Genomic DNA, 19,198 nt, shown 5'->3' on the forward strand with positions numbered 1-19,198 from the left:
CATTAAGTAGGGGTTGCGTCGCATGTGTGGCATCGTCGGTATCGTCGGTAAGTCGAACGTCAATCAGGCGCTGTATGACGCGCTAACCGTGCTCCAGCACCGCGGCCAGGACGCTGCCGGTATCGTGACCAGCCATGATGGCCGGTTGTTCTTGCGCAAGGACAATGGTCTGGTGCGTGACGTGTTTCAGCAGCGTCACATGCAGCGCCTGGTCGGCCACATGGGTATCGGCCACGTCCGTTACCCGACTGCCGGCAGCTCGACCTCGGCCGAAGCGCAACCGTTTTACGTCAACTCGCCTTACGGCATCACCCTGGCGCACAACGGCAACCTGACCAACGTTGAACAGTTGGCCAAGGAAATCTACGAATCCGACCTGCGTCACGTCAACACCAGTTCCGACTCGGAAGTGCTGCTTAACGTGTTCGCCCACGAGCTGGCCCAGCGCGGCAAGCTGCAACCGACTGAAGAAGACGTGTTTGCCGCCGTGACCGACGTGCACAACCGTTGCGTCGGCGGTTACGCGGTGGTGGCGATGATCACCGGTTACGGCATCGTCGGTTTCCGTGACCCGCACGGCATCCGTCCGATCGTGTTCGGCCAGCGTCACACCGACGAAGGCGTCGAGTACATGATCGCTTCCGAAAGCGTTTCTCTGGACGTGCTCGGTTTCACCCTGATCCGCGATCTGGCCCCGGGCGAAGCGGTCTATATCACTGAAGATGGCAAGCTGCACACCCGTCAGTGCGCGACCAACCCGTCCCTGACCCCCTGCATCTTCGAACACGTTTACCTGGCGCGTCCGGATTCGATCATCGACGGCGTGTCGGTGTACAAGGCGCGTCTGCGCATGGGCGAGAAACTCGCCGAGAAGATCCTGCGCGAGCGTCCGGAGCACGACATCGACGTGGTCATCCCGATTCCGGACACCAGCCGCACCGCCGCGCTGGAGCTGGCGAACCACCTGGGCGTGAAATTCCGCGAAGGCTTTGTCAAGAACCGTTACATCGGCCGGACCTTCATCATGCCGGGCCAGGCTGCCCGCAAGAAGTCGGTTCGCCAGAAGCTCAACGCGATCGAGCTGGAATTCCGCGGCAAGAACGTGATGCTGGTCGACGACTCGATCGTACGCGGCACCACCTGCAAGCAGATCATCCAGATGGCCCGCGAAGCCGGCGCGAAAAACGTCTACTTCTGCTCGGCGGCCCCGGCCGTACGCTTCCCGAACGTTTACGGCATCGACATGCCGAGCGCTCACGAACTGATCGCACACAATCGTTCGACTCAGGATGTGGCGGATCTGATCGGTGCAGACTGGCTGATCTATCAGGATCTGCCTGACTTGATCGAAGCAGTCGGTGGCGGCAAGATCAAGATCGAAAACTTCGATTGCGCGGTGTTCGACGGCAAGTACGTCACCGGCGACGTCGACGAGGCTTACCTGGACAAGATCGAGCAGGCACGCAACGATGCCTCCAAGGTCAAGACCCAGGCGGTCAGTGCGATCATCGATCTGTACAACAACTGAGTTTCTACCGGCCCTGAGGGGCCGGTTTTGTATCTGACTTTTAATTTTCAAGAACAGGGCAAGGAGTGACAGCATGAGTCAGGAATGGGATGCCGGTCGGCTGGACAGCGACCTCGAAGGCGTAGCGTTCGATACCCTGGCCGTACGTGCCGGTCAGCACCGTACGCCGGAAGGCGAACACGGTGATCCGATGTTCTTCACTTCCAGCTACGTGTTCCGCACCGCTGCCGACGCGGCCGCGCGGTTTGCCGGGGAAGTGCCGGGCAACGTTTACTCGCGCTACACCAACCCGACCGTGCGCGCGTTCGAAGAGCGTATCGCTGCGCTGGAAGGCGCTGAGCAAGCGGTCGCCACCGCCACGGGCATGGCCGCGATCATGGCGGTGGTGATGAGCCTGTGCAGTGCCGGCGATCACGTCCTGGTGTCGCGCAGCGTGTTCGGTTCGACCATCAGCCTGTTCGAGAAATACTTCAAGCGTTTCGGTGTGCAAGTTGACTACGTGCCGCTGGCCGATCTCTCGGCTTGGGATGCGGCGATCAAGCCGAACACCAAGCTGCTGTTCGTCGAGTCGCCGTCCAATCCGTTGGCCGAGCTGGTGGATATCACCGCACTGGCGGAAATCGCTCACGCCAAAGGCGCGATGCTGGTGGTCGACAACTGCTTCTGCACGCCAGCCTTGCAGCAGCCGCTGAAACTCGGCGCGGACATCGTCGTGCACTCGGCGACCAAGTTCATCGACGGTCAGGGCCGTTGCATGGGCGGTGTGGTGGCTGGTCGCAGCGAGCAGATGAAAGAAGTTGTCGGTTTCCTGCGCACCGCCGGGCCGACACTGAGTCCGTTCAACGCGTGGATCTTCCTCAAGGGCCTGGAAACCCTGAATCTGCGGATGAAGGCGCACTGCGCCAACGCCCAGCAACTGGCCGAATGGCTGGAGCAGCAGGACGGTATCGAGAAGGTTCATTACGCCGGTCTCAAGAGCCATCCGCAGCATGAACTGGCCCAGCGTCAGCAGAAGGGCTTCGGCGCGGTGGTGAGTTTCGAGGTCAAGGGCGGCAAAGAGGGCGCGTGGCGCTTTATCGATGCCACCCGGTTGATCTCGATCACCGCCAACCTTGGTGACAGCAAAACCACCATCACTCATCCGAGCACCACCTCCCATGGCCGTCTGGCGCCACAGGAGCGTGAAGCAGCAGGGATTCGTGACAGCCTGATCCGCATCGCGGTCGGTCTGGAAGACGTGGCGGACCTGCAGGCTGATCTGTCGCGCGGTCTGGCGGCGTTGTGATCGAGTTGTCTACTCCGAAGGCGGGCACCCATGGCCGCGTGGCGCTGGTTACCGGTGCTGCGCGCGGCATCGGTTTGGGTATCGCGGCCTGGTTGATCAGCGAAGGCTGGCAAGTGGTGTTGACTGATCTCGATCGTGTGCGCGGTTCGAAAGTGGCGAAGGTGCTGGGCGAGAATGCCTGGTTCATCGCCATGGACGTGGCGGATGAAAGTCAGGTCGCGCTCGGCGTTGCCGAAGTGCTGGGCCAATTCGGTCGTCTCGATGCATTGGTATGCAACGCGGCAGTCGCCGACCCGCACAACATCACCCTGGAAAGTCTCGATCTGGCGTACTGGAATCGGGTGCTGGCGGTGAATCTCAGCGGGCCGATGCTGCTGGCCAAGCACTGTGCGCCGTATCTGCGCGCGCACAACGGCTCGATCGTCAATCTGGCCTCGACCCGTGCGCGGCAGTCGGAGGCTGATTCCGAGGCGTATGCGGCGAGCAAGGGCGGGTTGTTGGCGCTGACCCACGCGCTGGCGATCAGCCTCGGGCCGGAAATTCGCGTCAATGCGGTCAGTCCTGGCTGGATTGATGCCCGGGATCCTTCTGCGCGGCGAGCCGAGCCTTTGGCCGATGCCGATCATGCTCAGCATCCGGCGGGCAGGGTAGGGACGGTCGAGGATGTGGCGGCGATGGTCGCGTGGCTGTTGTCGCGCAATGCCGGGTTTGTCACTGGGCAGGAATTCGTCGTGGATGGCGGCATGACCAAGAAGATGATTTACACGGACTAAGAAGCGAAGCCGCAAACCTGTGGGAGTGAGCCTGCTCGCGATAGCGGTTTCAGGGTTGTTGCTTTCTTCAGGGAATGAAGCAATTTCGTCTTTTTCAGAAAAACTTCAATCCTGCTATTGACTTAGGTTCGCTACCTGCGTAAATTTCGCGGCCTCGGAGATGCAAACGGGTGATTAGCTCAGCTGGGAGAGCGTCTGCCTTACAAGCAGAATGTCGGCGGTTCGATCCCGTCATCACCCACCACTCCCCGAGAAACTTGCGAAAGCAAGAGGTAGGCTGAAAGTGCCTCCACCGACGCGCAGCGGTAGTTCAGTCGGTTAGAATACCGGCCTGTCACGCCGGGGGTCGCGGGTTCGAGTCCCGTCCGCTGCGCCATATTTTACGAGTCAGACATTGTCTGGTTCGCGATTGCAAAGCACCGAAGCTTTCAGTCAAAACGAGTTACTTGAGCGCAAGCTCAAAGCGATACGCAGCGGTAGTTCAGTCGGTTAGAATACCGGCCTGTCACGCCGGGGGTCGCGGGTTCGAGTCCCGTCCGCTGCGCCATATCTGTTTCAAGGACCACTGAACGCCTTGAAACACCGAAAGCAACCGTTGGTTGTTTCGGAATCGATAGCAAAGACCCTGGTCGAAAGGCCGGGGTTTTTTGTGTCTGAAATTTGGCTTTCCTCTCTTCCTCCCTCCTCAATCCAGCGCAAATCCCTGTGGGAGCGAGCCTGCTCGCGAAAGCGGTGTGCCAGCTAATAATGTGCTGGCTGACAGTACGCCTTCGCGAGCAAGCCCGCTCCCACAGGGGGTTGTCGAATTGCCCGGCGATCTGCTGCGGTGCCACGTCGCATTGATTTTTTGATTCTTTAGTCAAATTTTTGTAACTGGTTGTTTGCCGGACGCTCAGAAACCTTTAAAGTTAACCTTTCGGTCAGCTTTGCACTGTCAACACGCCCTTTGTTTCGCCAAGAAGGGCTTCTGCAAGACTCGAGATTCCCAGTAGATAACCAGAAGGGCGGACACATAACCGCCCAGAGGATGATCCATGTCCAACCGTGATATATCCCGGCGCTCGTTCCTCCAGGGCGGGCTGGTGGCGGGTGTGAGCGTTACGCTCACGCCGCTCAGCAGTCAGGCGCTGGCTGCCTTGATGGAAAACAGCGTCACCGTGCCGTCCGAGAAGTGGCTCGGCAACAACGGCAAGGCACGCCAACGTAACGACGCCCTGTCCAAGGTCTGCGGCAGCAAAGTATTTGCCCGCGACATTCGTTCCAAGGACATGCCGGGCTGGCCTGAACAGCAAGGCCACGCCATGCTGCTGAAAACCATCAAGGCCGACCGAATCTACGAAGGCTACGACCTGTCGTGGCTGGGCGCCGACTTGCAACCTGACCGTATCGTCACCGCTGCCGATCTGGACAAGGACGGCATCGTCTTCCCCGAAGAACACGCGCCAGACCCTTTGCTGCCGGAAGGCAAAGTGCCGATGTTCATCGGCCACCCGGTGGCGATCCTGATCTGGAACGATTTCGAGCGTTTCCGTCAGGCCAAGAACAAACTCAAATTCAATGACAAGGCGATTCGTTACGGTGCACAAGTGCCGTACTACGAAGGCGACCCTTATGGCAGCTTCCGCTACGTGCGCGTAGGTGGCCCGACTTCGGCCGACGAAGACGAATTCGCCAGCCTGAAAGACTCGATTCTGTTCCCGATGCTGAAAAACCGGCGTCCGGTGTGGAATTCCCAGCCGAACCTGCACGGCAACCTGACCGAGCGCGGCCTGTTCTACGCCGACCGCATGAAAAAAGAGATCGATACGCCGCCGGACAACTGGCTGGTGTTCGACGAGCGCTACAAGACTCCGTCGATCGAACCGGCCGCCATGGAGCCGGACAACGGCAACGGCTGGTACGACCCGAAAACCAAGACCCTGCACTTCGTGGTCGCCACTCAGTGCCCGCTGGAAGCGGCGACCGAGACCGCGAAAATGATCGCGCCGTCGCGCTTCGGCCTGGCCAACCTGAACATGCACCCGGGTTACACCGTGGGTTACGGTTCCAAAGACCACAACATCTTCGTTTACTACGCGGCCCTCGCTGCGCTGTACGGCGCCGGTGTCCCCATCCGTCTGGCCAACGACCGCTATGAGCAGTTCCAGAGCGGAATCAAGCGTCACGCGTTCGATATCCGCTATCAGCTCGCAGTGGACAAGAACGACTACAGCTTCAAGATTTTCCGTGCCGAGATGAGCGTCGACGGTGGTGGCCGTATCAACTACAGCCCGTCGGTAGCGGCAGTCGGTGCCACGGCAGCGCAGTCGATCTATTACATGCCGCAGAACGATCTGCAGGTCACCGCTTATCACTCGCGTGGTGTTGAAGCGGGTTCGATGCGCGGTTACGGCACCCTGCAAAGCATGGCGGCGACCGAAATGATGGTCGACGAAATCGCCAACCGCCTCGGCGTTGACGCGATTGATCTGCGTCGCAAGAACGCCTTGCGTTCGGGCATGAAAAACACCCAGGGCGCGATTCCGGCCGGTGCCCTGCGCCTGCACGAGATTCTCGACAAGGCCTCGGTGCACGAAGTCTGGAAAAACCGCGACGCGATCAAGAAACAGCGCGAAGCTGCCGACCCGGACAACTGGTACGGCGTGGGTTTTGCCATTTGCCAGAAAGACTTCGGCACCGGTTCCGAAGCGCCGATGGCCAGCATCGAATTCACTGCTGAAGGTCGCATCACCCTGCGTCACATCGGTATTGAAATCGGCACTGGCATGTCCACTTCGCAGGCGCTGATCGTTGCTGATTTCCTTGGCAGCCCGGCGCACGACGTGAAGACCGGCGAAACCGAATGGAAGGAAATGCAGCTGATCACCAGCGGCAACCCTTACATCATGAGCCAGGCAGAACAGGACAACCTGCTGCGCAACCCGCGCTGGGTTGGCAAGCTGGCCTCGGCGTCGTCCGCGACCAACTCGGCCTACTACTTCAGTCACGCCACCCGTGAAGCGGCGCGCGTGCTGTTCAACAACGGTTTGTGGCCGGCGGCCATGGAAATCTGGCGTCAGGGCCCTTACGGCGGTCAAGCCAACCCTTACGTGGTGCGTCGTGAAGATGCGCATTGGGTCGATGGCAAGCTCACTGCCAATGGCATGCAGCCATTGAGCTTCGAAGAGCTGGCCAAACGCGCTCACGAACGTGGTCTGGTCACCGGCGCCACCGTGCACGCGTTCAACCGCTGGAGCTGGGCCGAGGCCGAATACAGCATCGACGGCGTGCGCGAGCGTCTGCCGCTCGACGGTCTCGCAGTGAAGTACGGTGATGGCGCGCCGAAGGCGAAGAAAGCGTTGATGAGCACGGCGGGTTTCCACCTGCTGGATCGCCAGAACATCAACTATCCGGTGGTCCAGTTGAACAACGCGGCGGTGACTTACTACAGCCCGGTCGCAACTCTGGTCGAGCTGAAGGTCAACAAAGGCTCGGCGGAAGTCGAGGTGCTCAACCACCATTCTTGGGTCGAGTGCGGTCGGGTGCTGGTCGAAGAACTGGTCAAAGGCCAGCTCGAAGGCGGGATTGCCATGGGCATCGGTCACGCGCTGATGGAAGAGATGCCGCTGTACGAAGGCGGACCGGGGGAGGGTGACTGGAACTTCAACCGTTATCGCCTGCCGATGGCCCGTCACGTTGCGGTGTGGAAGCAGACCGCGGAGATTCTGCCGCCGCTGTCGCCAAGCGATCCGTCCAAAGGCATCGCCGAAGTGGTGATGATCCCGGTGGTTGGTGCCATCGGTAACGCCGTGGCGCACGCCATCGGTAAACGTGTTCGCGATCTGCCAATCACTGCTGCGCGCATCAAGGAGGCCCTCAATGGCTAACCGTCCGCTTCAACTGACCCTCAATGGTCAATCCGTCGGCCCGGTGGACATCCCTGATGACCTGCCGATGATCGACTATCTGCACGAATACAAGAACCTCACCGGTTCGCGTCTGGGCTGCGGCCAGGGTATCTGCCACGCCTGCGTGGTGATCGTCGACAATCCGGACGGCACCAGCGAAGAAGTGCGCACCTGCATCACCGGCGCACATTACTTCGAAGGCAAGAAAGTCCGCACCATCGAAAGTCATGCCAAGCGTGATGAGAGCGGTCAGGTCACCGAGCTGAACCCGATCCAGCAGCGTTTCGTCGACGAATTCGCCTTCCAGTGCAGCTACTGCGCACCGGGCTTCGTCAACGCCGCGACGGTGCTGGTAGAGAAGCTGCAGCGCCAGCCGATCGTCAAAAGCCAACTGGAAAAAGTCATCGAGGACAGCCTCGGCCACCACATCTGCCGTTGCACCGGGTACGTGCGTTACTACAACGCTACGCGCAACGTGCTGACCGATCTCGGCCTGGTCAAGGAGGGTTGAGCATGAAGCATCTATTGACCCGCCTGACCCTGGCGGTCGGGCTGGCTGCGCCGGTGTTGTTTGCTCACGCTGATGATCAGGTCAAGCGCGGCGAATATCTTGCTCGCGCCGCCGACTGCATGGCGTGCCACACCGCGCCGGGCGGCGCGCCGTTTGCCGGCGGGCTGCCGATCGTTTCGCCGTTCGGCACGATCTACGGCACCAACATCACCCCGAGCAAAGAGCACGGCATCGGTCTGTACAGCGATGACGAATTCTTCGCTGCACTGACCGAAGGCAAGCTTCGCGACGGCGCCAATCTGTATCCGGCGATGCCGTACACCTCGTATCACCTGGTGCCGCGGGAAGACTCGGATGCGATTCATGCGTACCTGAAAACCATCGAGCCGATCGAGCGCGCTGCGCCGGTCACCAGCCTGAGCTTTCCGTTCAATGTGCGTCCGGGCCTGATCGGCTGGAACATGCTGTACGGCAAGGCCTTGAAGCTGGAATCTGGCGAAGGCAAAAGCGAAGCCTGGAAGCGCGGCCAGTACATGGTCGAAGTGCTCGGTCACTGCGGCGAATGCCACACGCCACGCGGCCTGCCGGGCGCGATGCAATTGGACAAGCGCCTGACCGGCGGCATCCTCAACGGTTATCTGGCACCGAGCCTGCTCGCCACCGATCTGGCGGCGCGCGGCTGGAATCAGCAGGATCTGAGCACGTTCCTCAAGCACGGCATGAGCGCCCAGGGCACGATGTTCAACGAGATGTTCCCGGTGTTCCACAACAGCACTCAGGGTCTGAACGATCAGGATCTGGCGGCGATGGCGACGTTCCTGCTTGGCGACAAGCCGCCAGCGGCGAAAGAGCTGACTGAAGTGTCGCTGGACAAACTCAGCCCGAGTGCGCAACGCGGCCGTCAGGAATATTTGAACGTCTGCGCCGGTTGTCATGCCGCCGGTGGTGAAGGCAAACCGCACATCGCCGTGGCCATGCGCGGCAATACCACGCTGCGCCTGGAAGATCCGCGCAACCTGGTGCGGGTGATCGAGGACGGTATCGGTGAGCAGAAATTCGCTGGATTCGAACACATGCAACCGATGCCGGGTTTCGCCGACAAGCTCAAACCTGAGCAACTGACTGATCTGCTGAACTACCTGCGTCAAGGCTGGGGCGGTCAATCGGCAGAGTTGGCAGTGAGCGACGTGCAGAAACTGCAAGCTGACGCTCCAGCTGTCGAGCACAAGGCGCACTGACATGCAGCATCTCGATCTACAGGTTGTGCGGCGGGCACTGGAGTGGTCGGTGGCGGGGCAGCGCATCTGGCTCTGCACGGTGCTGACCACTTACGGCTCGGCGCCGCGTGCGCCGGGTTCGCTGCTGGCGGTGAACGATAGAGGCCAGTGGATCGGCTCGCTGTCCGGTGGCTGTGTTGAGGAAGACTTTCTCGAGCGCGTCGCTGAAGGTGCGTTTCTCGATGCGGTCAACGTGGTGCGTTACGGCGAAGGTGATGATCCGCGCTCGCGGGTCAGCCTGCCCTGTGGCGGCATTCTCGACGTGCTGGTAGAGAAATTTGACGCCGACTGCGAGGTGCAGGCGCATCTGCGTGAACTCGAATCGGCGTTGCTTGGTCAGCGCCGTTTGATTCGCGAAGTTGATCTGGCCAGCGGTGCGCGCAGTCTGTTTGCTGATCGCGAGCAGGGTGCGCGCATTGAGCGCGAGATTGATCGGGTGCGGATTCGCGTCGGTGCTGCTCAGCGTCTGTTGCTGGCGGGATACTCCAGCGTGGCGCAGGCCTGTGCCGAGTTCGCGGTGGGTCTGGGTTTCGAAGTGATTCTCTGCGATCCGCGCGATGAAGTGCTCGAAGGCGTGGTGCTGAATGGCGTGGAGATTCGTCGGCAACTGCCTTCGGTGTTCATCGCCGATGGTGGTTGTCATCGCGATACCGCGGTGGTGGCGCTGACCCATGATCCGCGCATCGACGATCTGGCGATGATGGAAGCGGTGCGCACCGAGGCGTTTTACATCGGCGTCATGGGTTCGCAGCAGACTTCGCAGAAACGCTTCGAGCGCCTGCGCAGGATTGGTGGGCTGGGGGAGGTCGAGTTGGCGCGGATTCATGCGCCGATCGGGCTTAACCTCGGCAGCAAGACACCGGCGGAGATCGCTTTGGCGGTGCTGGCGGATATCTTGCGGATTCGTAGCGGAATTGCCCGAGACCAGCTCTGATCTGGATTCTGCAAATTTGTGGCGAGGGAGCTTGCTCCCGCTGGACTGCGCAGCAGGCCTTCTTTTTAGATAAAAGAGAGTCCGCTGCGCGACCCGGCGGGAGCAAGCTCCCTCGCCACAGTTTCTTGTCAGTCAAGAAAACTGATCAGAACCCCAGCTTGTCACGCAACCCGTAATACCACGCACCCAATGCCGCAAAGGGCGTGCGCAGCAACTGCCCGCCCGGGAAGGGATAGTGCGGCAGATCGGCAAACGCATCAAAACGCTCGGCCTGACCGCGCAACGCCTCGGCCAGTACCTTGCCGGCCAGATGCGTGTAAGTCACGCCGTGGCCGCTGCAGCCTTGCGAATAGTAGATGTTATCGCCCAGACGCCCAACCTGCGGCAGGCGCGACAGGGTCAGCAGGAAGTTGCCCGTCCACGCGTAGTCGATCTTCACGTCCTTCAGTTGCGGGAACGCCTTGAGCATTTTCGGGCGGATGATCGCTTCGATGTTCGCCGGATCCCGCGCACCGTAAACCACGCCGCCGCCGAAGATCAGACGCTTGTCGCCGGTCAGTCGGTAGTAGTCGAGCAGATAGTTGCAGTCTTCGACGCAGTAATCCTGTGGCAGAAGAGATTTCGCCAGCTCATCGCCCAGCGGTTCGGTGGTGATTACCTGGGTGCCGCACGGCATCGATTTCGCCGCCAGTTCCGGTACCAGATTGCCGAGATAGGCGTTGCCGGCAACGATGATGAACTTGGCCCTGACCTTGCCTTGCGGCGTGTGCACCACGGGGTTGGCACCACGCTCGATACGCACGGCTGGCGATTGCTCATAGATGGTGCCGCCGAGGGACTCGACCGCAGCGGCTTCACCGAGCGCCAGGTTCAGCGGATGAATGTGGCCGCCGCTCATGTCGAGCATGCCGCCGACGTATTGATCGCACGCCACCACTTCGCGAATGCGGCGCTGATCGAGCAGTTCCAGTTGCGTGTGGCCAAAGCGCTCCCACAGGCGCTTCTGCGATTCCAGGTGTCCCATCTGCTTGGCGGAGAGCGCGGCGAACACGCCGCCGTCCTTCAGGTCGCACTGGATGTCGTACTTGGCCACGCGCTCCCGAATGATCCGGCCGCCTTCGAAGGCCATCTGCCCGAGCAGTTGCGCCTGCTTTGGGCCAACCGTGCGCTCGATGACGTCGATGTCACGGCTATAGCTGTTGACGATCTGCCCGCCATTACGCCCCGACGCACCGAAGCCGACCTTGGCAGCTTCCAGGACTGTCACGCGAAAACCGTTCTCCAACAGAAACAACGCCGACGACAGCCCGGTATACCCGGCGCCGATCACACAGACATCCGTCTCCACATCATCCTGCAAGGCCGGACGTGGCGGTACGGAATTGGCCGACGCAGCGTAATAAGACTCTGGGTAAGGGGTGTTCGCCATCCTGCAGCCTCTGTTTAATATATTTTACGAGTGCGTCGATCCTACCCGAGTTGAAAAACCTCCGCCAGCCACCGGAAAAATCTTATCTGCCGGCCCGAAATTAAATATTTTGCATATTCATAGGGTTAGGTGAAAAAAAGGTGTTGACACCCCTCCGGAATTCCGTAGAATGCCGCCTCACAGCAGGCACGTAGCTCAGTTGGTTAGAGCACCACCTTGACATGGTGGGGGTCGTTGGTTCGAGTCCAATCGCGCCTACCAAACAAAATCCGCTCTGCTGGGCGGTCTAGAAGGGCTCACCGAAAGGTGGGCCCTTTTTTGTTGTCTGCGATTTGCAAAACTTTTGCAAAGTTTTTTCAAAACCCCCACCTCAGCGCACCTCTCGACACTGCATCTGTTCCGTTACCCAAGCGCTTAGCGTGTTTCGAAATAACACGATCTGTTGATATTGCGTTCTGTTCTTTTTTTGGATCCGTCGAAAAAGTGTGGATATTGAAGGGGTTACCGGTATTTTTAACCGACCGGTTATCAAAAAAATGTTGTTGCTGATCGTGAAGTTCAGTAACATCTGCCCCGCGTTCACCACCACGGTTTATGCATTTTTAAATCCCAAGCTTCCATCAGCTGCTTGGGATTTTTTTTGCCTGCGATTTGGTGAATTGCGCTTTTTGTCTCCCGGCTTCCAGTGCGAAGCTTTCCAACCCCACGATCGTGTGCGGGCGAAACCGGTTTTTTTCGACTACTACTGACTGGCGTTTTCCAGGGCTTTCTCAAAGGAGTTCGTCGATGCTGGTTCACTGGTTTCTCGCCGCGATTCATCTCTTGGCTTTTGCACTGGGCTTCTGGGCCGTGTTGACCCGTGGCACGGCGTTCAGTCGTCTGGCCGCTGGCGTCGGTGAGGCCAGGCGGGTTTTGCTCGCTGATAATCTGTGGGGGATTGCTGCGCTGGTGCTACTGGTGACCGGTGGCATGCGCGCCTTCGGTGGCTTTGAAAAGGGCACTGACTATTATCTGCACCAGCCGCTGTTTCATTTGAAGATGACGTTGTTCGTGCTGATTCTGCTGACAGAGCTGGCGCCGATGATCACGCTGGTCAAATGGCGGATCGCATTGGCGCGGGGCAAGGCGCTCGATACCGGACGTGCAAAGCTGTTCGCACGGATCAGCCATGTCGAGGCGCTGCTGTTGGTACTGATGATGATTGCAGCTACCGGCATGGCGCGCGGCGTGACGTTCGGCTAGCAGGGAGCAATTCCCTGTGTCCTCTCGGAAATGTCTGACAGCCAGGCTTGGCAGTCGCAGGTAGTATCGCGCTGCTGGAGAAAGGAAGGGAAGCGAATGAAGCGGAGAAGGGATGTGTCAGGCGCCGTGCCAAGTGGACTGGGGAGCGGATGGCAGTACGGCGCGTGAATCTTTAGCCAGTCATTACGCAGAGGCAAACGGACTGGCTACTGACTGCAATGCGGCTCAGGGAGTTTGTGGCTTGTCCGGGGCGGTCAGGCCAGCCTGAATGCGCTGATAGATCTCTTCACGGTGCACGGCAACGTTTTTCGGGGCGTTGATGCCGATACGGACTTGCTGACCGCTTACGCCGAGGATGGTGATCGTAATGTCATCACCAATATTTATGCTTTCACCGACTTTGCGGGTGAGTATCAGCATGGTCTTCTCCTTGATTGCTTTGTAGGGCACCTGATTCAGACAGTGCAGAGGTCGGTGGTACGTATAGATTAGTGCGAAGTCTCACGGTTTGGGTGCCTCTTTCTGACGCGCAGATGCGGCATTAATTCCCAGGGCGTAACTATACAGAGGCTGCAATCATCAATCTCGTTGTTTTGTGCCCATTTTGCGGGCCTCGCGAAGTATTTATGAATGTTAAGATCGCCGCTTTGTGATTTTCGAGGAAAGCGTTGTGCGCAAATTGGTCTGGATGGTCGCGGCACTGGCATTGGCGGGATGTGGTGAAGGCAAGAGTGTAGACGTGCAGAAGCCGAAAACGGCCGTCGCGGCCGCACCTGCGGCAGCGTCCGCCCCGCAATGGGACCTCGAAGTACGCGGCGAAACGCCTCAGGCTGTCAGTGACCTGAGTGGCTGGTTGATCGAGCATGCGTTCGTGCCGACCGTGATCAAGGACAGCAGCGGCAAGACGCGGATCCTGATTGGCCCGTTCAACTCCCAGGCCGACGCGCAAGCGCGCAAGGTAGAGGTGGATGCGGCATTGGTGAAGGCCAAGAAGCAGAACGTCGAGTCGGTGCTCGTCGAGCATCCGCTCGCGCCGTAAGCAGCACTTTCAGCGGAGCGGCCTAAAGGACATCGCGGGCGATTCGTCTTATACGAGTCAATCACGATTTCCCGAAGGAGCTCCGCATGGCCTCCGCCGCTCCCTACAAACTCTTCAATGCGGTTTTGCACCGCAAGACGCTGGTGAGTCCGCACATGATGCGGATCACGCTCGCCGACCCTTCGATAGGTGGCATGGCCACTTGGGCGCCGGATCAGCGGGTCAAATTGTTCTTCCCTGCTGAAGATGGATCGCCTGCAAGTCTTGCGCAGGAGGAGGGCTGGTACGCGCGTTTTCGTTCGATGCTGGCGAGCCGGCGGCCAGCAATGCGTACCTACACCATTCGTCATTTGCGCGCCGAGCAAGGCGAGGTCGACATCGACTTTGTTCTGCATGGCGAAACCGGTCCCGCGTCGCGCTGGGCGCTGCGTGCGCAGCCAGGAGCGTCGATGCAGATTCTCGCTCCTGACAGCGGTTTTTCCGCGCAGGACGCCGGAGGGTTCGAATGGAAACCGCCGCAGGTGCTCAAGGAGGTTTTGCTGGTGGCCGATGCCACGGCATTGCCGGCCGCCATGGGCATTCTTGACGAGTTGGCTGCCATGGCTGAACCGCCTCAGACTCAGGCTTACTTTGAAGTGGACAGCGCACCAGACATGCTCCCGGTGCCGGATTGGCCTGGGCTGTCGGTGCAGTGGCTGATTCGCGATCAGGCGCCAGAAGTAGTGGCTGGGGCGCTGATGGTAAAGGCAGTGCAGCAGGCGTTCCTGCCGGCAGAGGATTCATCGGTCGGGCAAGCTGCCGAACTCGCCGAAGTCGATATCGACAAAGACATACTCTGGGAGATCGCCAACACGGCCCCTGAAGGGTTTTATGGCTGGATTGCCGGAGAAAGCGCGGCGGTCATGCGTCTGCGCAAATACCTGATCAGGGAGTGCGGTATCCCCCGCGAGTCACTCAATCTGATGGGCTACTGGCGCTACAACAAGGCTGGCAGCTAAAAACAAAAAAGGCCTCGAACATCACGTTCGAGGCCTTTTCTTTTGCGCTGAAGAATCAGCCGCAGGCTTTCAGGTTTACCGGCCCGACAAATTCATTGCCGCGTCCCATCACGCAAGCCACGCTCTGATTGCGTTGACGTTCCCAGTCCTGCACTGGATAAGTTTTGTCCCACGCTTCGTACAGTTGCCGATCCTGTTTCGACAGGCGCAAGCCGTACTGCTTGCTCATGTAGAAATAGGTGCGCGCGATCATGCCGCGAATCGACGGGCGCGGCATGACCTTCTTGGCCTTGAAGTCGACCTGGGTCAGGCACGAGCCGTACTGCCCGGATTGCACCGGCAGCCAGCCATAACTGAAGTTGCTGCGGTCACCGTTGACCTCACCAATGCTCGGCACCAGGTTGTGCAGGTCGGCTTCGGCTTTCTGGTAACTCGGGTCATAGCGGGTGCAGTTCTTGCGCCCGCCCGACTGCCAGCATTGACGCTGGTGACCGAACTCCCACGCCGGGACGATGTGTTCCCATTCGATGCGTGAAGCACGCTTGGCATTCTTGCGCGGCACGTAACCGCATGCCTTCAAGTCCACCTTGTTGCCGGTGTACTTGCAGCCGCAGTAAAACTCGGTGGACTGCGGTGCATAGAGTTTCCAGGCGGCCTTTTTGGCCTCGGTAAAAGTGCGGGGCGCGCCAGCCTGGGCGCCAAAAGCGATGAACAGCAGCAGCAAAGCAAAACAGCGGACACTCATTGAATCAATCTTCCTTCGGCACAACCCAAAAAATCTGCACGCCGCCATCGTCGCGATAGGCGAGTGTGACGTTGTCGTTCTCGTCGATTTCCTCGAGCAGTTGCTCCCATGCATCCACAGGCTCGTCCGGCAGACGGAAGATCAGTGCGGCTTTGGCTTTTTGTGCGGTAGGGGAATTGATGATTTTCTGAACGCGCATGCCCATGCGTTCGTAAGCGTCAGGAGCATCAGGAGAGGTGGCCACGAGGTTATCCTTATTAAGCTGTACGTGCATACAGTATTTGCCTGTAAGCATTTTCGCAACTGCTTAAAATTCAAGAAAATCCTCTGACAGCGCTTTTCCGCTTTTGGTGTAGGTCGGGTCGATTATTTTGTATGAAAAAGTCGCGCTCAGCGTAAGTGGCAGCACCACCCGCCGCACGGGCGAGTGGTGAGCAGGTTGCCCGACCCGAAAGGGTCAGGCGAGGGCCAATCAATATTCCCAGAACATCCGTTGCAGTTCTTTGCTGTCGTTGGTTTTGGTCAGGGCGACCATGGCCAGAATGCGGGCCTTTTGCGGGTTCAAGTCGTGAGCGACTACCCAGTCGTACTTGTCGTCAGGTTGTTCGGCGTTACGCAGAACGAAACCACCGGCGTTGACGTGGGACGAGCGGATGATCTGCACGCCGTCTTTACGCAGGGCTTGCAGGGATGGCACTACGCGCGAAGACACCGAACCGTTACCGGTACCGGCATGGATGATCGCTTTGGCGCCGGCCTGGGCCAGGGCCTTGTAAGCGGTGTCGTCGACGTTGCCGTAGGAGTAGGCGATTTCTACGTCAGGCAGGCTCTTGATGTTTTTGATGTCGAATTCCGAATCCATGGTGTGACGCTTGGCCGGCAAGCGGAACCAGTAGGATTTGCCTTCAACCACCATGCCCAGCGGACCCCAAGGGCTTTTGAACGCCTCGGTCTTGATGTTGATCATTTTGCTGACGTCGCGACCGGACTGGATCTCGTCGTTCATGGTTACCAGCACGCCTTTGCCGTGCGCTTCTTTGCTGCTGGCGACGGCGACGGCGTTGTACAGGTTGAGCATGCCGTCCGCCGACATGGCGGTGCCCGGACGCATCGAGCCGACCACGATGATCGGCTTGTCGGTTTTTTCCACCAGATTCAGGAAGTACGCGGTTTCTTCCAGGGTGTCGGTGCCGTGGGTGATGACGATGCCATCGACGTCTTTGCTGTCGGCCAGTTCCGATACGCGGCGACCCAGTTGCAGCAGGTTGTCGTTGGTGATGCTTTCCGAAGCGATCTGCATGACTTGTTCGCCACGCACGTTCGCCAGTTTGCTCAGTTCGGGGATGCCGGCGATCAGTTGTTCAATCCCGACTTTGGCCGCTTGATAGGTGGCGCTGTTGGCTGCGCTGGCGCCGGCACCGGCAATGGTGCCGCCCGTGGCAAGCACCACGACGTTGGCGAGTTTGGTCTGGGTTTCGACTTCTTTTGCCTGAAGGGCAGTGGGCAGGAGCAGGAGGAGGGCCAAAGCGCCCGGAACCAAGGTGTTGAAAGCAGATTTCATTATTTTTCTCTCTAGTAGTGAGACGGTGCTGATGCAGGTTCATCTAGATGCGCCCCGAGCCGATCTGAATGCCCGGGGTGCAGGCTAGGGAGCAGGATCTGTACCAGTGCTACTTTGCTTTAGAGAAATGTTTAACCTGATGATTTATATCAATATTTTGTAAGTTTGCGGATTATTGAGTGAATGGCTTATCCGGGTTTCCGAACAAAGGAAGCTTTCGTGTTCGGTTCACCGAAAGGGACTACACCTCCTGGCGACCGCAACGGCTTGCCGGTTCAGGTTTTCTGCTAAAGAAACCCGTCAGCAAGCCGATGGCTGTGGAAGGAAACGTTTATTTAGGGAGTTCACATGTCACTGACGATCGGTTTTTCAAATCCCGGCTCAGTCACCATTGGCGGTAAAACCGCAGCGACAATCAATGCAATGAACCAGGCGGAAGCGGATGCGGCCGACGAGGCGCTTGGCGTTGAAAAAGAACCGAGCAATCAAGTTCGCACCGGTGGTCCCGCGCAAGAAGCCAGCAAGGCGGATAGCGCTGACAGCGGCGACAGTCTGAGCGTGACCGTAAAAATGTTGCTCAAGCGCATGCAGGAATTGCAGAAGCAACTGCAGGAGCAGCAACAGCAACTGGCGGCGGCACAGGCGGCGAGCTATCCGACGCCCGAGGCCAAGTCACAGGCGGTGATGTCCGTTCAGGGGCAGATCGCGCAAACTAGCGGCGCGCTGATGGAAGTCGCAGCGGCACTGGTCAAGGAAATGTCCAAGGATTCCACCAGCGGCAACCTGGTCAGCACCACGGCTTAAGCGGTAAGGGGTGAATCAGACGATTGCGCCCCGCAATACAACGACGATTTCTGATTGTTGACAAATGTCGGCGGGATTCGCATAGTTCGGTCTACGCAAACGTTTGCGCGGCTTCCCCGGTGCACTATTATCCGGAAGAGAGCGCTGAAGCTTACGCCAGCGCGAGCGTTGCTCACAATAATCATAAGATCGGAGTGAACCCATGAAGCTGCCATTCGCTGGACGTCTTCTTGCTGTCGCTATGCTGGCTGCCGCAGCCGCCGCACTACCTGTCTCTTCGGCTTTCGCCGAGTCCCCGGAAAAACCCAAAGTCGCACTGGTCATGAAATCCCTGGCCAACGAATTCTTCCTGACCATGGAAGATGGCGCCAAGGCCTACCAGAAAGAACACTCCGCCGACTTCGACCTGATCTCCAACGGCATCAAGGACGAGACCGATACCGCCGGCCAGACCCGTATCGTCGAGCAGATGATTCTGGCCAAGGTCAACGCGCTCGTTATCGCACCGTCCGATTCCAAAGCCATGGTGCCGGTGATCAAGAAAGCCGTCGATGCCGGCATCACTGTGATCAACATTGACAACCAGCTTGATCCGCAGATCGTCAAAAGCAAAAACATCAGCGTGCCTTTCGTAGGCCCGGACAACCGCAAAGGTGCGCGTCTGGTCGGCGAATACCTGGCCAAGCAACTGAAGGCCGGTGACGAGGTCGGCATCATCGAAGGCGTGTCCACCACCACCAACGCCCAGCAACGCACCGCAGGCTTCAAGGATGCGATGGAGGCGGCGCAGATCAAGGTTGTCTCCTTGCAATCCGGTGACTGGGAGATCGACAAGGGCAACAAGGTTGCTGCGTCGATTCTCAGCGAATACCCGGATGTGAAGGCGCTGCTGGCGGGTAACGACAGCATGGCCGTTGGCGCTGTTTCCGCTGTGCGCGCTGCCGGTAAGGCGGGCAAGGTCCAAGTGGTCGGTTACGACAACATCAATGCGATCAAGCCGATGCTCAAGGATGGTCGTGTGCTGGCGACGGCCGATCAGTTCGCTGCCAAGCAGGCCGTGTTCGGTATCGAGACTGCGCTGAAAATCCTCAAGGGCGAAAAAGTCGACAGCGGCGTCAATGGCGTGATCGAAACGCCAGTCGAGCTGGTCACTAAGTAAGTCTTCCGGCGACACAACGGCGCTCG

Annotated in this window: 18 protein-coding genes and 4 tRNA genes; 17 read left to right on the forward strand and 5 right to left on the reverse strand. The window is 59.1% G+C overall.

The features are described from left to right. Window positions 1–22 precede the first annotated feature (22 nt). The 10 genes from purF to CRO59_RS06130 all read left to right on the forward strand — a co-directional run bounded on the left by purF (window position 23) and on the right by CRO59_RS06130 (window position 10,195). Window positions 23–1,528, forward strand: coding sequence for an amidophosphoribosyltransferase (gene purF / locus CRO59_RS06085; RefSeq protein WP_003226416.1), 1,506 nt, complete (start codon window positions 23–25; stop codon window positions 1,526–1,528). A gap of 73 nt (window positions 1,529–1,601) precedes the next feature. Then, window positions 1,602–2,813: an O-succinylhomoserine sulfhydrylase gene (locus CRO59_RS06090; protein ID WP_027611539.1), complete on the forward strand. Its 1,212-nt coding sequence runs from the start codon at window positions 1,602–1,604 to the stop codon at window positions 2,811–2,813. After that, window positions 2,810–3,586: an SDR family oxidoreductase gene (locus CRO59_RS06095; protein ID WP_027611540.1), complete on the forward strand. Its 777-nt coding sequence runs from the start codon at window positions 2,810–2,812 to the stop codon at window positions 3,584–3,586. The genes CRO59_RS06090 and CRO59_RS06095 overlap by 4 nt, the downstream gene beginning before the upstream one ends. A 168-nt stretch (window positions 3,587–3,754) precedes the next feature. Then, window positions 3,755–3,830: transfer RNA gene (locus tag CRO59_RS06100), tRNA-Val, on the forward strand. A 55-nt stretch (window positions 3,831–3,885) separates the two neighbouring features. Continuing rightward, window positions 3,886–3,962: transfer RNA gene (locus CRO59_RS06105), tRNA-Asp, on the forward strand. A gap of 94 nt (window positions 3,963–4,056) precedes the next feature. Beyond that, window positions 4,057–4,133 (forward strand) — tRNA-Asp (locus tag CRO59_RS06110). Window positions 4,134–4,620: 487 nt separating this feature from the next. Beyond that, a complete protein-coding gene (locus CRO59_RS06115; protein WP_097088672.1) occupies window positions 4,621–7,452 on the forward strand; it encodes a xanthine dehydrogenase family protein molybdopterin-binding subunit in 2,832 nt (943 codons plus the stop codon). Then, entirely contained in the window at window positions 7,445–7,984 is a 540-nt protein-coding gene (locus CRO59_RS06120) for a (2Fe-2S)-binding protein (protein WP_003226408.1), read from the forward strand. Before CRO59_RS06115 ends, CRO59_RS06120 begins: the two co-directional genes overlap by 8 nt. Before the next feature lie 2 nt (window positions 7,985–7,986). Then, window positions 7,987–9,222 carry a cytochrome c gene (locus CRO59_RS06125; protein ID WP_097088674.1) on the forward strand — a complete coding sequence of 412 codons (1,236 nt, stop codon included), beginning with the start codon at window positions 7,987–7,989 and terminating at the stop codon, window positions 9,220–9,222. A 1-nt stretch (window position 9,223) separates the two neighbouring features. Then, window positions 9,224–10,195: an XdhC family protein gene (locus CRO59_RS06130; RefSeq protein WP_097088676.1), complete on the forward strand. Its 972-nt coding sequence runs from the start codon at window positions 9,224–9,226 to the stop codon at window positions 10,193–10,195. A gap of 145 nt (window positions 10,196–10,340) precedes the next feature. Here CRO59_RS06130 and CRO59_RS06135 read toward each other — a convergent pair whose 3' ends face one another. Beyond that, entirely contained in the window at window positions 10,341–11,624 is a 1,284-nt protein-coding gene (locus CRO59_RS06135; RefSeq protein WP_097088677.1) for an FAD-binding oxidoreductase, read from the reverse strand. Between the two features lie 184 nt (window positions 11,625–11,808). Here CRO59_RS06135 and CRO59_RS06140 point away from each other — a divergent pair. The 3 genes from CRO59_RS06140 to CRO59_RS06145 all read left to right on the forward strand — a co-directional run bounded on the left by CRO59_RS06140 (window position 11,809) and on the right by CRO59_RS06145 (window position 12,866). Next, window positions 11,809–11,885 (forward strand) — tRNA-Val (locus tag CRO59_RS06140). A 224-nt stretch (window positions 11,886–12,109) separates the two neighbouring features. Then, window positions 12,110–12,373: a hypothetical protein gene (locus CRO59_RS28505; protein ID WP_143503098.1), complete on the forward strand. Its 264-nt coding sequence runs from the start codon at window positions 12,110–12,112 to the stop codon at window positions 12,371–12,373. A 37-nt stretch (window positions 12,374–12,410) separates the two neighbouring features. Beyond that, window positions 12,411–12,866: a DUF2214 family protein gene (locus tag CRO59_RS06145; protein WP_097088679.1), complete on the forward strand. Its 456-nt coding sequence runs from the start codon at window positions 12,411–12,413 to the stop codon at window positions 12,864–12,866. Window positions 12,867–13,091: 225 nt separating this feature from the next. Here the strand turns inward: CRO59_RS06145 and csrA are convergent, their stop codons facing one another. After that, a complete protein-coding gene (gene csrA, locus CRO59_RS06150; RefSeq protein ID WP_003179932.1) occupies window positions 13,092–13,286 on the reverse strand; it encodes a carbon storage regulator CsrA in 195 nt (64 codons plus the stop codon). A 250-nt stretch (window positions 13,287–13,536) separates the two neighbouring features. Between csrA and CRO59_RS06155 the strand changes: the two genes are divergently transcribed. Both CRO59_RS06155 and CRO59_RS06160 read left to right on the forward strand, forming a co-directional pair. After that, a complete protein-coding gene (locus CRO59_RS06155) occupies window positions 13,537–13,905 on the forward strand; it encodes a hypothetical protein (RefSeq protein WP_027611545.1) in 369 nt (122 codons plus the stop codon). Between the two features lie 86 nt (window positions 13,906–13,991). Continuing rightward, on the forward strand, window positions 13,992–14,903 hold the full coding sequence (locus CRO59_RS06160; protein ID WP_097088680.1) for a siderophore-interacting protein: 912 nt from the start codon (window positions 13,992–13,994) through the stop codon (window positions 14,901–14,903). A 55-nt stretch (window positions 14,904–14,958) separates the two neighbouring features. Here the strand turns inward: CRO59_RS06160 and CRO59_RS06165 are convergent, their stop codons facing one another. From CRO59_RS06165 to CRO59_RS06175, 3 genes are all read right to left on the reverse strand, one after another. After that, window positions 14,959–15,648 (reverse strand): endonuclease, encoded by a 690-nt coding sequence (locus CRO59_RS06165; RefSeq protein ID WP_003226397.1) that lies wholly within the window; start codon window positions 15,646–15,648, stop codon window positions 14,959–14,961. A 4-nt stretch (window positions 15,649–15,652) separates the two neighbouring features. Then, window positions 15,653–15,943, reverse strand: coding sequence for a DUF1654 domain-containing protein (locus CRO59_RS06170; RefSeq protein ID WP_097088682.1), 291 nt, complete (start codon window positions 15,941–15,943; stop codon window positions 15,653–15,655). Between the two features lie 177 nt (window positions 15,944–16,120). Next, complete coding sequence (locus CRO59_RS06175) at window positions 16,121–17,209, reverse strand: asparaginase (RefSeq protein WP_027611548.1); 1,089 nt, start codon at window positions 17,207–17,209, stop codon at window positions 16,121–16,123. Window positions 17,210–17,557: 348 nt separating this feature from the next. Between CRO59_RS06175 and CRO59_RS06180 the strand changes: the two genes are divergently transcribed. Together CRO59_RS06180 and CRO59_RS06185 are read left to right on the forward strand one after the other, a co-directional pair. Further along, complete coding sequence (locus CRO59_RS06180; protein ID WP_027611549.1) at window positions 17,558–18,013, forward strand: hypothetical protein; 456 nt, start codon at window positions 17,558–17,560, stop codon at window positions 18,011–18,013. Window positions 18,014–18,215: 202 nt separating this feature from the next. Continuing rightward, window positions 18,216–19,172 (forward strand): sugar ABC transporter substrate-binding protein, encoded by a 957-nt coding sequence (locus CRO59_RS06185; protein ID WP_003226388.1) that lies wholly within the window; start codon window positions 18,216–18,218, stop codon window positions 19,170–19,172. The last annotated feature ends 26 nt before the right edge of the window (window positions 19,173–19,198 follow it).

The sequence above is a fragment of the Pseudomonas sp. LAMO17WK12:I5 genome (assembly GCF_900215165.1).
Classification (GTDB): Bacteria; Pseudomonadota; Gammaproteobacteria; order Pseudomonadales; family Pseudomonadaceae; genus Aquipseudomonas; species Aquipseudomonas putida_A.

Bases quoted from the DNA above. Each gene is read 5' to 3' on its own strand.
- CRO59_RS06145 (WP_097088679.1), top strand. From the start codon at position 12,411: ATGCTGGTTCACTGGTTTCTCGCCGCGATTCATCTCTTGGCTTTTGCA.
- purF (WP_003226416.1), top strand. From the start codon at position 23: ATGTGTGGCATCGTCGGTATCGTCGGTAAGTCGAACGTCAATCAGGCG.
- CRO59_RS06185 (WP_003226388.1), top strand. From the start codon at position 18,216: ATGAAGCTGCCATTCGCTGGACGTCTTCTTGCTGTCGCTATGCTGGCT.
- CRO59_RS06135 (WP_097088677.1), bottom strand. From the start codon at position 11,624: ATGGCGAACACCCCTTACCCAGAGTCTTATTACGCTGCGTCGGCCAAT.
- CRO59_RS06160 (WP_097088680.1), top strand. From the start codon at position 13,992: ATGGCCTCCGCCGCTCCCTACAAACTCTTCAATGCGGTTTTGCACCGC.
- CRO59_RS06125 (WP_097088674.1), top strand. From the start codon at position 7,987: ATGAAGCATCTATTGACCCGCCTGACCCTGGCGGTCGGGCTGGCTGCG.
- CRO59_RS06165 (WP_003226397.1), bottom strand. From the start codon at position 15,648: ATGAGTGTCCGCTGTTTTGCTTTGCTGCTGCTGTTCATCGCTTTTGGC.
- CRO59_RS06180 (WP_027611549.1), top strand. From the start codon at position 17,558: ATGTCACTGACGATCGGTTTTTCAAATCCCGGCTCAGTCACCATTGGC.
- CRO59_RS06090 (WP_027611539.1), top strand. From the start codon at position 1,602: ATGAGTCAGGAATGGGATGCCGGTCGGCTGGACAGCGACCTCGAAGGC.
- CRO59_RS06175 (WP_027611548.1), bottom strand. From the start codon at position 17,209: ATGAAATCTGCTTTCAACACCTTGGTTCCGGGCGCTTTGGCCCTCCTC.
- csrA (WP_003179932.1), bottom strand. From the start codon at position 13,286: ATGCTGATACTCACCCGCAAAGTCGGTGAAAGCATAAATATTGGTGAT.
- CRO59_RS06130 (WP_097088676.1), top strand. From the start codon at position 9,224: ATGCAGCATCTCGATCTACAGGTTGTGCGGCGGGCACTGGAGTGGTCG.
- CRO59_RS06170 (WP_097088682.1), bottom strand. From the start codon at position 15,943: ATGCTTACAGGCAAATACTGTATGCACGTACAGCTTAATAAGGATAAC.
- CRO59_RS06115 (WP_097088672.1), top strand. From the start codon at position 4,621: ATGTCCAACCGTGATATATCCCGGCGCTCGTTCCTCCAGGGCGGGCTG.
- CRO59_RS06120 (WP_003226408.1), top strand. From the start codon at position 7,445: ATGGCTAACCGTCCGCTTCAACTGACCCTCAATGGTCAATCCGTCGGC.